The organism is Streptomyces sp. NPDC055078, assembly GCF_053607985.1.
Map to the genome: position 1 here is coordinate 1 of NZ_JBSGUP010000199.1, position 12,408 is coordinate 12,408.

General features: G+C 71.0%; 11 protein-coding genes and 1 pseudogene. 9 read left to right on the forward strand and 3 right to left on the reverse strand.

The annotated features are described in order from the left end of the window. The 4 genes from cobJ to cobC all read left to right on the forward strand — a co-directional run. The coding region (gene cobJ, locus ACWF94_RS18480) for a precorrin-3B C(17)-methyltransferase (RefSeq protein ID WP_453488942.1) at window positions 1-840 on the forward strand (840 nt) is incomplete at its 5' end. Between the two features lie 272 nt (window positions 841-1,112). Then, window positions 1,113-1,697 carry a precorrin-8X methylmutase gene (locus ACWF94_RS18485; RefSeq protein WP_453488945.1) on the forward strand — a complete coding sequence of 195 codons (585 nt, stop codon included), beginning with the start codon at window positions 1,113-1,115 and terminating at the stop codon, window positions 1,695-1,697. Further along, on the forward strand, window positions 1,694-2,623 hold the full coding sequence (locus ACWF94_RS18490; protein WP_453488948.1) for a sirohydrochlorin chelatase: 930 nt from the start codon (window positions 1,694-1,696) through the stop codon (window positions 2,621-2,623). The genes ACWF94_RS18485 and ACWF94_RS18490 overlap by 4 nt, the downstream gene beginning before the upstream one ends. Next, a complete protein-coding gene (cobC, locus tag ACWF94_RS18495; protein ID WP_453488971.1) occupies window positions 2,607-3,668 on the forward strand; it encodes an Rv2231c family pyridoxal phosphate-dependent protein CobC in 1,062 nt (353 codons plus the stop codon). The genes ACWF94_RS18490 and cobC overlap by 17 nt, the downstream gene beginning before the upstream one ends. 229 nt (window positions 3,669-3,897) lie before the next feature. Here the strand turns inward: cobC and ACWF94_RS18500 are convergent, their stop codons facing one another. The 3 genes from ACWF94_RS18500 to ACWF94_RS18510 form a co-directional block, all read right to left on the reverse strand. Beyond that, entirely contained in the window at window positions 3,898-4,521 is a 624-nt protein-coding gene (locus tag ACWF94_RS18500) for a hypothetical protein (protein ID WP_453488951.1), read from the reverse strand. A 198-nt stretch (window positions 4,522-4,719) separates the two neighbouring features. Next, window positions 4,720-5,712, reverse strand: coding sequence for an SCO1860 family LAETG-anchored protein (locus ACWF94_RS18505; protein WP_453488954.1), 993 nt, complete (start codon window positions 5,710-5,712; stop codon window positions 4,720-4,722). A gap of 455 nt (window positions 5,713-6,167) precedes the next feature. Beyond that, window positions 6,168-7,259, reverse strand: coding sequence for an amidohydrolase family protein (locus ACWF94_RS18510; RefSeq protein WP_453488957.1), 1,092 nt, complete (start codon window positions 7,257-7,259; stop codon window positions 6,168-6,170). Between the two features lie 177 nt (window positions 7,260-7,436). Between ACWF94_RS18510 and ACWF94_RS18515 the strand changes: the two genes are divergently transcribed. The 5 genes and pseudogenes from ACWF94_RS18515 to thpD all read left to right on the forward strand — a co-directional run bounded on the left by ACWF94_RS18515 (window position 7,437) and on the right by thpD (window position 12,343). Beyond that, entirely contained in the window at window positions 7,437-8,537 is a 1,101-nt protein-coding gene (locus ACWF94_RS18515; protein WP_453488960.1) for a pyridoxal-phosphate-dependent aminotransferase family protein, read from the forward strand. 324 nt (window positions 8,538-8,861) lie between these two features. Then, a pseudogene (ectA, locus tag ACWF94_RS18520) lies at window positions 8,862-9,353 on the forward strand (diaminobutyrate acetyltransferase); the annotation flags it as partial. Between the two features lie 340 nt (window positions 9,354-9,693). Next, window positions 9,694-10,962 carry a diaminobutyrate--2-oxoglutarate transaminase gene (ectB, locus tag ACWF94_RS18525; RefSeq protein WP_453488963.1) on the forward strand — a complete coding sequence of 423 codons (1,269 nt, stop codon included), beginning with the start codon at window positions 9,694-9,696 and terminating at the stop codon, window positions 10,960-10,962. Between the two features lie 82 nt (window positions 10,963-11,044). Next, a complete protein-coding gene (locus tag ACWF94_RS18530) occupies window positions 11,045-11,443 on the forward strand; it encodes an ectoine synthase (RefSeq protein ID WP_453488966.1) in 399 nt (132 codons plus the stop codon). 3 nt (window positions 11,444-11,446) lie between these two features. After that, entirely contained in the window at window positions 11,447-12,343 is an 897-nt protein-coding gene (gene thpD / locus ACWF94_RS18535; RefSeq protein WP_453488969.1) for an ectoine hydroxylase, read from the forward strand. Window positions 12,344-12,408 lie beyond the last annotated feature (65 nt).

Genomic DNA, 12,408 nt, shown 5'->3' on the forward strand with positions numbered 1-12,408 from the left:
GAGGCGGCGGCCCTGGCCGGTGGCGGCGAACTGCTGGTGCCCAAGCGGAAGTCCAGCCCCGAGGGGCGGGCCGCGATGGCGACCTGCGCGGTGGTCCGCAAAGAACCGCGCGGGCGTCTCGCCGTGGTCGGGCTGGGGCCCGGAGCGCGCGATCTGCTCACCCCGCGCGCCGTCGGCGAACTGCGCCGGGCGTCCGTGCTGGTCGGTCTCGACCAGTACGTGGACCAGATCCGCGATCTCCTCCGGCCGGGGACGCGGGTGCTGGAGTCCGGGCTCGGGGCCGAGGAGGAGCGCGCCCGTACCGCCGTGGCCGAGGCGCGTGCCGGGCACGCCGTGGCGCTGATCGGCAGCGGTGACGCCGGGGTGTACGCGATGGCCTCGCCCGCGCTCGCGGAGGCGTCCGACGACATCGATGTGGTGGGGGTGCCGGGGGTGACCGCGGCGCTCGCCGCCGCGGCGGTCCTGGGCGCGCCGCTGGGGCACGACCATGTCTCGGTCAGCCTCTCCGATCTGCATACGCCGTGGGAGGTCATCGAACGGCGGGTGCGGGCGGTGGCGGAGGCCGACATCGTCGTGACGTTCTACAACCCGCGCAGCCGGGGGCGGGACTGGCAGCTCCCGAAGGCGCTGTCGATCCTGGCGGAGCACCGGGCGCCCCAGACCCCGGTCGGGATCGTGCGGAACGCGTCGCGGCCCGACCAGTCCAGCCGGGTGACGACGCTGTCCGGAATGGATCCGGCGACGGTGGACATGATGACCGTCGTGACGGTCGGGAACACGGCCACCCGCACCATCGCGGGCCGCATGGTGACCCCACGTGGCTATCGGTGGCAATCATGACCGGGCGCGAGCCCGTGCCCGGCGCGGGCGCGTGCCGCCCTGCCGACAACCGGCCGCCCCACGGGCCCGCCGGCCCCCGCTGTCCCGGCGGACGGCCGGACCGGTGGCAGCCGCACCGGCTACCGCGGGACCGCTCCCCGCGGAGCGGGAGACAACGGGCCCGATGCCCGTCGGCCGCACGGGCCGCCCGGGCCCCACGAGCCGGGCGCCGTCCCCCCGGTACGGATCCGTACCCCGTCACATCGCCCCCTCGCCCGCCCCGGAGCCGCCCCATGACCCGTGTTGTCCATCCCATAGAGCAGGAGTCGTTCCGGCGGCTGCGCGCGCGGCTCGACACCAGCGGGCTGCCGGAGCTGACGCGCGCGGTGGTCGAGCGGGTGGTGCACTCCGCCGCCGATCTCGACTACGCCACCGATCTGGTCTGTGACGAGGCGTCCCTCGTCGCGGCGCACGACGCGCTGCACACAGGTGCGCCCGTCGTCGTCGATGTCGAGATGGTCGCGGCCGGAATCACCCGGCGCGAGACCGTCTGCCGACTCCAGGACGCCACCGCGGGGCCGGGGCTCACCCGCTCCGCGCATGCCGTACGGCTGGCGTACGAGCAGGTGGGGTCCGGGGCGATCTGGGTGATCGGATGTGCGCCCACCGCGCTCGAAGAGCTGCTGACGCTGGACGCGGCGCCGGCTCTGGTGATCGGGCTGCCCGTGGGGTTCGTCGGAGCCGTCGAGTCCAAGGCAGCCCTGCGGGAGAGCGGGCTGCCCGCCGTCAGCAATGTGTCCGAGAAAGGTGGCAGCGCCGTCGCAGCGGCGGCGCTCAACGCCCTGCTGTACCACCCTCATCCCAAGGAGACCGCGTGACCACGCCGCCCGCACTGCTCATCGCCGGCCACGGCACCCGTGACGACGCCGGGGCCCAGGCGTTCCGGGACTTCGTACGGGAGCTGGGGCGGCGCCATCCCGGACTGCCCGTCACGGGCGGCTTCATCGAGCTGTCGCCGCCGCCGCTCGGCGAGGCAGTCACCGAACTGGTCGAGCAGGGGGTGCGGCGATTCGCCGCCGTACCGCTGATGCTGGTGTCCGCCGGGCACGCCAAGGGGGACATCCCCGCCGCCCTGAACCGGGAGAAGGAGCGGCACCCGGGGATCTCGTACACGTACGGCCGTCCGCTCGGGCCGCACCCGGGGCTGCTGCGGGTGCTGGAGCGGCGGATCGCGGAGGCCCTGGGGGACGGCCCCGCCGGGGAAGTCGACCGCGCCGAGGTGACCGTCCTGCTGGTGGGCCGGGGTTCGACGGACCCGGACGCCAATGCCGAAGTGCTGAAGGCGGCGCGGCTGCTGTGGGAGGGGCGGGGGTACGCGGGGGTCGAGACGGCGTTCGTGTCGCTCGCCGCGCCCGATGTGCCGAGCGGCCTCGACCGGTGTGTACGGCTGGGGGCCCGCCGGGTCGTCGTCCTGCCGTACTTCCTCTTCACCGGAATTCTCCCGGACCGGGTGCTCGCCCAGACGAAGGCGTGGGCGGCGGCCCATCCCGAGGTGGAGGTCGCTTCGGCCGATGTGCTCGGCCCCACCGAGGAGTTGCTCGATCTGGTGATGGAGCGCTACCGGGAGGCCGTCGAGGGCGACATCCGGATGAACTGCGACTCCTGTGTCTACCGGATAGCCCTGCCCGGCTTCGAGGAGAAGGTCGGTCTGCCGCAGCAGCCCCACTTCCACCCCGACGACGACGGTCATCACCATGGCCACGGTCACGGCCATCACCACGGCAGCCATGCACACGCACACTGACGACCCGCACGACCTGCGCCATCACGGTGACGCGGAGCTGCTGGACGCCACCGGGCTGACCGATCTCGCGGTGAACGTACGGGCGGGCACTCCCCCGGCGTGGCTGCGGGAGCACATCGCGGGTTCGCTGACGTCGCTCGCGGCGTATCCGGACGGGCGGGCGGCCCGGGCGGCGGTCGCGGACCGGCACGGCCTGCCGGTGGAACGGGTGCTGCTGACATCGGGGGCGGCCGAGGCGTTCGTGCTGCTGGCGCGTGCCCTGCCGGTACGCCACCCACTGGTCGTGCACCCGCAGTTCACCGAGCCGGAGGCGGCGCTGCGGGATGCCGGGCACCGGGTGCGGCGGCTGCTGCTGCGCGAGGAGGACGGTTTCCGGCTGGACCCATCGGCCGTGCCGGACGCGGCGGATCTGGTGATGATCGGCAATCCCACCAACCCGACCTCGGTGCTGCACCCGGCGTCCGACATCGTTTCCCTGGCGCGTCCCGGGCGGCTGCTGGTGGTGGACGAGGCGTTCATCGACACGGTGCCGGGCGAGCGCGAGGCGCTGGCGGGCCGTACGGATGTGCCGGGCCTGGTGGTGCTGCGCAGCCTCACCAAGTCCTGGGGGCTCGCGGGCCTGCGGATCGGCTATGTGCTCGCCGGGCCGGAGACCATCGGGGCGCTGGAGCGGGCCCAGCCGCTGTGGCCGGTGTCGACTCCGGCGCTGGCGGCTGCCCAGGCGTGCATGGACCCGGCGGCGCTGGACGAGGTGGACCGGGGTGCGCGGCTGATCGCGGCCGAGCGGGCCCATCTGCTGGCGGGGCTCGCGGAGTTCGAGGAGGCCCGGGTGGTGGGTGCGGCCGAGGCGTCGTTCGTCCTCGTCCACGTCCGGCACGGCGCGCGGGTGCGGGAGCGGCTGCGGGGGCTGGGCTTCGCCGTCCGCCGCGGTGACACCTTCCCCGGCCTCGGTCCGGGCTGGCTGCGCGTCGCGGTACGGGACCGCTCGACGACCAACCGCTTTCTCCAGGCGCTGGACCAGGCTCTGACGATGGTCGGCGATTAGGCGATACCGTCTGCCGGGCGCTTCCACCGGATCGGGCGGGGCGCATCGGGGCCCGGCGGGCGACCTGGCTCCCGCCGCCACCGGGCCCGGGCGGCGCGGTCGGGCTCGGGGCCCGGGCATTGCGGTCGGGCTCGGGCCCGGTCAGCGCGCTTCGCTCTCGTCAGCTGGGATGCCCGCGCGCACGGCAGGCGTCGGCCGCAAGGCGTACCCACAACGGCCGGCCCCGGTGCTACTTCACATCCCCGGCGAAGATCGCGGTCTGGGAGTCGGTGTCGGGCGCGATCTCGATCTGGAGATACTTCTCCGCCTTCGGGAATTCGCAGGCGATGGTCGCGGTGCTGGAACGGCCCGGCCGCACATGCGTCGATGACGGGCCGTCCAGGCCCGCCGCGCTGTCGAAGACCTGCTCGCTGTCCTTGCCCTCGTCGCCGTACTGGCAGCCGATGGTCAACATGGCCATGTCCATCTTCTCGCTCGTGCCGTTCGTCACCTTCAGGGTGAACTTCACGTACGGCGTGTTCTCCGGGCTCGCCGTGTCCGTGGAGACGCCCCGGGCGAACGACGAGAGGGTGATGGTGGACTTGTTCTCGTAGACCACGGTGTCCGTCAGCCGGTGGGTGTCGTCGGAGGGTTCGTCGGCGGCCGGTTCCGCCGGGTCCGACCCGGACTCGGTCCCGGAGCCGGCGGGGGCGGCGCCGTCCGCCGTTACGGTCTCGGTGACGGTGACGGCGGGCCGAGGCTCGGAGTCGTCCCCGCATCCGCTGAGCACGAGGCCGCCGAGGGCGGCGCCGAGCAGCGCCGCGATTCCGGCACGCATGGTGTGCCTGGTGTGTCCGGTGATTCTGGTGTGCATGGTCCCCCCAAGGACGGTACAGAGCACCACAATGATGGAGGAACTGTAAAGACCCAGGTGAGCCCGTGCAAATGCCTGTGTCCGAAGCGTGACGTGAACAGACCACGCGCCGGTGGGGCGGCGACCTGGAACAGGGACCCGGAAGGCCCGTCGGCCCCGGGTCCCCGCTCCTCGCGTCCCGTCAGGATTCGTACGGTCTCAGCCGCGCGCGCGGGCCTTCGCCCGGTTGCGCGCCACCAGCAGCGCGGCGCCGCCGACGCCGACCAGGGCGGCCGCGCCCGCCGCGAGGTACGGCGTGGTGGAGCTGCCGCCGGTCTCGGCCAGGTTCTCGGTGGGCTCCCCGCCGGAGAGCGCCTTGACACCCGGGGTCGCCGTGGCACCGGCCTGCTTCGCGGGCTCCTCCTTCGCGGGACCCTCCGCCTGCTCCTGCTCCTGCTCCTTGGGCTCCTCCGGAGCCTCCTTGGCCGGGGCCTCGGGCGACTCGCACTTGGCCTCGACCAGGGTGACGGAGCCGTTCACCTCGGCGACGTTCAGCTTGAGCGGGTTGACCGCGACCTTGAGTTCCAGGGCGGTGGCGGCGGCGGTACGGGACGTGGTGTGCGTCTTGGACAGATCGAGGGTGACCTCGCCGACGCCCTCCACCGTGACCTTGGTCTGACCGCCCGCCGTGAGCGTGACCTTCTTGCCGAGCACCTTCACATGACCGAGCAGATTCGAGTCGGCGGTGGGCTGCTGCCCCGCCGCACAGACGGCCTTGGAGGTGACCTTCTCGACCTCGATCAGCGAGAGCAGGGGCAGTCCCGGCACATGGACCCTGGCGCGGGCGAGGTTGGCGTACCCCTCGGACCGCTGCTTGTCCGCGGTGGCCTTGGCGGTGGCCACGTCCGCACGCAGCAGCTGGAAGGGCTTGCCCTTGTCGACCCCGTCCAACTGCACGGTCAGCGCGGTCTGTTCGGCACTGGCGGGCGCCTTCACCTCGTTGAGGGAGGCGGTGAGCGGGACCTGGACGGTCTTGTTGAGCAGGGACACATCGAGTCCGGCCCGCAGGACGACCGCACTCGCCCTTCCCTCGGCGCCGCCCCCGGTGGCCTGCGCCGGACCGGCGAGGGCCACCGGGGCGGCGACCAGCGCGACAGAGGCCGTGACGACGGCGCAGCGGCGGGCGGGCATGCGGAAGGTGTTGCTGTTCAAGGTGGTGGAACCCCCACAAGAGACATGGCGTCGCCCGCCGGACCACAGGGACGTGTGGGCGGGGCGACCGAGACAGGGGAATCTTTACGTACTGAGAGTGAACTGACAGATACCTGACGCTAGTTCACTCCAAAGGGGGGTTTCCGTGACTGTATTCGATTTGTGAGGTACGAGTGTTCCCCTGAGGCAACACTGAAGGGTCAGAAAGGTGGTGCGCCGGGTCAACCGCCGGAATCGCGGCGAAAAGGGTTTAACGAACCGCCGGGGCATGTGGTCACGCTAGGTCAACACAGCGATTTGGCGACATGGCGTCACACGACCGGCCCGGGGACGGGCCCTCAGGGCGCCATGCGACCGGACCGTGGACAGGCCCTCAGGGCGCCGCACGGCCGGACCGAGGACAGCCACAACCCCTCAGGGCGTCACACGACCGGACCCGGGACAGCCACAACCCCTCAGGGCGCCACGCGGCCGTTGAGGATCACCCGCCGTGGAGCGGCCAGTACCCGGACGTCCGCGCGGGGGTCCGAGTCGTAGACCACCAGATCCGCGGGCGCGCCCTCCTCCAGGACCGGCCGGCCCAGCCACTGCCGCGCTCCCCAGGTCGTCGCCGACAGGGCCTGGAGCGGGGGGATTCCGGCCTTCACCAGTTCGGCGACCTCCTCCGCCACCAGACCGTGGGCGAGCGAGCCGCCCGCGTCCGTGCCGACGAAGACCGGGATGCCCGCGTCGTACGCCGCGCGGACCGTGTCGTAACGGCGTTCGTGCAACCGCCGCATATGGGCTGACCAGTCGGGGAATCTGGTTGCGCCGCCGTCCGCCAGCGCCGGGAAGGTGGCGATGTTGACGAGGGTGGGGACGATGGCGACCCCGCGTTCGGCGAAGAGCGGAATGGTGTCATCGGTGAGTCCGGTGGCGTGCTCGATACAGTCGATGCCCGCCTCGACCAGATCCCGCAGCGAGTCCTCGGCGAAGCAGTGCGCGGTCACGCGCGCCCCCAGCCGGTGCGCCTCGGCGATCGCCGCCTCGACCGCGCCGCGCGGCCAGCAGGCGGTCAGATCGCCCGCGTCCCGGTCGATCCAGTCGCCGACGAGCTTGACCCAGCCGTCACCGCGCCCGGCCTCGCGGGCGACATACGCGACCAGGTCGTCCGGCTCGATCTCATGGGCGTAGTTGCGGATGTAGCGGCGGGTGCGGGCGATGTGCCGGCCCGCCCTGATGATCTTGGGGAGATCCTCGCGGTCGTCGATCCAGCGGGTGTCGGACGGCGATCCGGCGTCCCGGATCAGCAGCGTGCCCGCCTCCCGGTCGGCCAGCGCCTGCTTCTCGCTGGTCGCGTCGTCGACCGGGCCGTGCCGGTCGAGCCCCACATGGCAGTGCGCGTCGACCAGGCCGGGCAGCGCCCACCCCTCGACGGCCGTCGTCCCGACGGCCGCGGGCGGCCGTTCGTAGGTGATGCGCCCGTCGACGGCCCAGAGTTCGTCCCGTACGTCCTCGGGGCCGGCGAGCACCCGCCCCTTGATGTGCAGCACCGTGTGATCGCTCATGTCAGCACTGTACGAGGGCCTGGGTACCCTCGACCGAGGGCCCCGTCGGGATCCGGCGGGCCCGGTCGAGACCACCGATTCCACCGATTCCGCTGACTCTGCTGACTCCGCTGGTTCCACTGATTCCGCTGATTTCTCTGCTTCCTCACAACTAGATTCCCTTAAGAAGGCACCGCCGTGACACATCCGCTTCTGGACCTGCCCCCGCTGACCGCCGCACAGTTCGCGCGCATCGAACGGCGGGTCGCCGTCCTGCTCGGCACCGAGCAGGACGTGGTGATCACACAGGGTGAGGCGCTGCTGCCGCTGGAGGGCTGTATCCGCGCCGGCGCCCGGCCCGGTTCCACCGCGCTGAACGTCGTCACGGGCCCGTACGGACAGACCTTCGGGAACTGGCTGCGCGACTGCGGCACGAAGGTGGTCGACCTCGATGTGCCCTTCCACACCGCGGTCACCGCGGCCCAGGTGGAGCAGGCGCTGAGCGCCCGGCCGGAGATCGACTTCGTCTCGCTGGTACACGCGGAGGCGGCGACGGGCAACACCAACCCGGTCGCGGAGATCGGTGAGGTCGTCCGGGCGCACGGCGCGCTCTTCATGCTGGACGCGGTGGCCTCCGTGGCCGCCGAGCCGCTGCTGCCGGACGCCTGGGGCGTCGACCTCTGTGTGATCGGCGCGCAGAAGGCGATGGGCGGCCCGGCCGGGGTGTCGGCGGTGTCGGTGAGCGAGCGCGCCTGGGAGCGGTTCGCGGCGAACCCGGCCGCGCCCCGGCGCTCGTACCTCTCCCTGCTGGACTGGAAGGAACGCTGGATCGACGGCGGCCGTACGGCGCTGCCGCACGCGCCCGCGCAGTTGGAGATGCTGGCGCTCCAGGCGTGTGTAGAGCGCATCGAGTCGGAGGGCCTGGATGCCGTCATGGCCCGCCACGCCTCGGCCGCCGCGGCGACCCGCGCGGGGGCGTCGGCGCTCGGCGGTGGCCTGGAGCCGTATGTCTACGAGGCGCGGGACGCGGCTCCGGTGGCGACGACGCTGCGGGCCCCGGCGGGCACCGACGCCGCCGGTCTGGTCGCCCGCGCGCTGGCCGCCGACCCCTCGCTGCCGCTGATCGCGGGTGGGGGGCCGCTGTCCAAGGAGATGATCCGGGTCAACCACTACGGCGTGGACGCCACCCGGGGCGCGGTGCGGTCGTCGCTGGCGGCGCTGGGAGCGGCGCTGGCGGAATCGGGCGCCACGGTGGATCTGGAGGCGGCCGGGCGTGCCGTAACCAAGGCATGGGCATGACCGATTCCCCATCCCCCCGAAAATAAAATAGCGCCAAGTAATTCAAGAATTACGGGAAGCTGCTTTTTATGACAGCTTCCCGTATTCGTCTGCCCCGGATCCCCAACCCTAAACGCCAAGGTTTCGACAGGATCCCCAAAGAAGTTATCGACGTGTGATCGACCGCACAAGCGGTACCTTTTGTACCTTATTTACGGCACAAACCATCCAAAAACACCCCTCGATGTGATCGGGGATCGCGCCCGCGCGATAACACAGAACCTTCATTCACCCAACCCTTCCCCGCCATGCATTTTCAGATTCCGCTCGGTAAATTACTTGGACATGACCGCCGCACAAGAAGACCTTGTACGAGCCACCCCCCCGAGCGAATTCACGACCATAGACACCCCACGAGTGGAGGACGGAGCCGCGCTCTGGCGCATTGCCCGCGACTCCGAGGTACTGGACCTCAACTCCTCGTACAGCTATCTGCTGTGGTGTCGCGACTTCGCGGCCACCTCGCTGGTCGCCCGCGGCGCCGACGGCGCGCCGGTCGCCTTCGTCACCGGATACGCACGGCCCGACCGGCCGCAGGCCCTGGTCGTATGGCAGGTCGCGGTCGACCGGGCGTACCGCGGCAAGGGACTGGCCGGAGTGCTGCTCGACGCGCTGACCGCCAAGGTCACCGGCGACCGGGGCATCCGGGAGCTGGAGACGACCGTCACCCCCGACAACACCGCGTCCGACCGGCTGTTCACCGCCTTCGCCAGGCGCCACGGCGCCCGGCTGGAACGCGAGGTCCTCTTCGACGGCGATCTGTTCCCCCAGGAGACCCCCCAGGGGACTCCTCACGAGACCAGTCACGAGCCCGGCTGCGAGACCGGCCACGAAACCGGCCCGGAAACCGGCCACGAGACGGGCCCGGAAACCGGTCACGAAACCGTCGCGGAGACCGGGAGGACCGCGCGGGCCGGGCAAGCCGCACAGTCCGCGCGGACCGCCCGGTCACCGGGGCCCGGCGGCCCCGGCCACCCCGGTACGGGAGCGCACCAGCCGGAAGTCCTCTACCGCATCGGCCCCCTCGCCGCCGCCGGCTGAGCGGTCTCCTTCCGCCGCCGGCCGACCGGCCCCCTCATCTCTCCGCCTCCGCCTGACCACCGACTGGAGATTCGCTGTGACCATCACACCGCCCGCCCTGAGTGTCTTCGAGACCCTGGAGTCGGAGGTGCGCAGCTACTGCCGCGGCTGGCCCGCAGTCTTCGACCGCGCGCAGGGCAGCCACCTCCACGACGAGGACGGCCACACCTACCTCGACTTCTTCGCCGGAGCCGGCTCCCTCAACTACGGCCACAACAACCCGGTGCTCAAACGAGCACTGATCGACTACATCGACCGCGACGGCATCACCCATGGCCTGGACATGGCCACGACGGCGAAACGCGCCTTCCTGGAGTCGTTCCAGAACATCGTCCTGCGGCCGCGCGATCTGCCGTACAAGGTCATGTTCCCCGGCCCGACCGGCACCAACGCCGTCGAGTCGGCGCTCAAACTCGCCCGCAAGGTGAAGGGCCGGGAGTCCGTCGTCTCCTTCACCAACGCCTTCCACGGCATGTCGCTGGGCTCACTCGCCGTGACCGGCAACGCCTTCAAGCGGGCCGGGGCCGGTATCCCGCTGGTCCACGGCACGCCGATGCCGTTCGACAACTACTTCGACGGCCAGGTGCAGGACTTCCTCTGGTTCGAGCGGCTCCTGGACGACCAGGGCTCCGGGCTCAACAAACCGGCCGCCGTGATCGTGGAGACCGTGCAGGGCGAGGGCGGGATCAATGTCGCCCGCGCCGAGTGGCTGCGCGCGCTCCAGGCGCTGTGCGAGCGCCAGGACATGCTGCTGATCGTCGACGACATCCAGATGGGCTGCGGCCGTACCGGGGGCTTCTTCTCCTTCGAGGAGGCGGGCATCATCCCGGACATCGTCACCCTGTCGAAGTCCATCAGCGGCTACGGGCTGCCGATGTCGCTCTGCCTGTTCAAGCCGGAGCTGGACATCTGGGAGCCGGGCGAGCACAACGGCACCTTCCGCGGCAACAACCCCGCCTTCGTCACCGCCGCCGCCGCGCTCGACACCTACTGGGCGGACGGCCAGATGGAGAAGCAGACCCTCGCCCGGGGCGAGCAGGTCGAGCAGGCACTGCTGGCCGTCGTGGCCGAGAGCGGGGAGAGCGGTGTGAGCTTCCGGGGCCGTGGCCTGGTGTGGGGCCTTGAGTTCGAGGACAAGGCGCGGGCCTCGGCGATCTGTGCCCGGGCGTTCGAGCTGGGGCTGCTGCTGGAGACCTCGGGGCCGGAGAGCGAGGTGGTCAAGCTGCTGCCGCCGCTCACCGTCTCGCCCGAGGAACTGGACCAGGGTCTGCGCATCCTCGCCCGCAGCGTCCGCGAAACGGCCTGACACCCCGTACCGGCCCTGCCCCTGCCCCTGCCCCTCCCCCACTCCCGAACACCCTCCGCCGAAGGAAAGGCAGCGACGCACCGTGATCGTCCGATCGTTCAAGGACATCGAGAACACCGACCGCCATGTGAGATCGGCCTCCGGCACCTGGGAGAGCAAGCGGATCGTGCTCGCCAAGGAGAAGGTCGGCTTCTCGCTCCACGAGACCGTGCTGTACGCCGGTACGGAGACCTCCATGTGGTACGCGAACCACATCGAGGCCGTCCTCTGTGTGGCGGGCGAGGCCGAACTCACCAACGACGAGACCGGCGAGACCCACTGGATCGAGCCGGGCACGATGTATCTCCTGGACGGCCATGAGCGCCACACCCTGCGTCCCAAGACCAATTTCCGCTGTGTCTGCGTCTTCAATCCTCCCGTCACCGGACGCGAGGACCACGACGAGAACGGCGTCTACCCCCTGATCACCGAGGAGGACTGAAGCATGACAACCGCCGCCGTACGCACCGATCTCTATCCGACCCGTGGTGTGGGCGAGGTGGTGACCCCGCGCCAGGACCCCGTCGTCTGGTCGGCGCCCGGTGCGCCGGGACCCATCGTCCCGGGCGACCTGGCGGACTTCGAGCGCGACGGATTCCTCGGTGTCGAGAATCTGATCACCGACGACGAGGTCGCGCTCTACCGGGCCGAGATGGACCGGCTGATCGCCGACCCCGCCGTACGCGCCGACGAGCGCTCGATCATCGAGCCCACGTCCCAGGATGTGCGCTCGGTCTTCGAGGTGCACAAGCTGAGCGAGGTCTTCGCCGCCCTGGTGCGCGACGAGCGGGTGGTGGGCCGTGCCCGGCAGATCCTCGGCTCGGATGTGTACGTCCACCAGTCCCGGATCAATGTGAAGCCGGGCTTCGGCGCGTCGGGGTTCTACTGGCACTCCGACTTCGAGACCTGGCACGCGGAGGACGGGCTGCCCAATATGCGGACCGTCTCGGTGTCCATCGCGCTGACCGAGAACCGTGACACCAACGGCGGACTGATGATCATGCCCGGTTCGCACAAGTCGTTCCTGGGCTGCGCGGGCGAGACGCCGAAGGACAACTACAAGAAGTCGCTCCAGATGCAGGACGCGGGCACCCCGTCGAACGAGGCGCTCACCCGCTTCGCCGACCAGCACGGAATCCGGCTGTTCACCGGCCGCGCCGGGTCGGCGACCTGGTTCGACTGCAACTGTATGCACGGCTCGGGGGACAACATCACCCCGTACGCCCGCAGCAATGTCTTCCTCGTCTTCAACAGCGTGGAGAACGCGGCGGTGACACCGTTCGCGGCGCCGGTGCCGCGCCCGGAGTTCATCGGGGCGCGGGACTTCACTCCCGTACGCTGATCCGCCTTCCGTTCTCCGTCCTCGGCTCTTTCCGCGGCACGCCGGCGGGGCCGGTCCGGTCACCC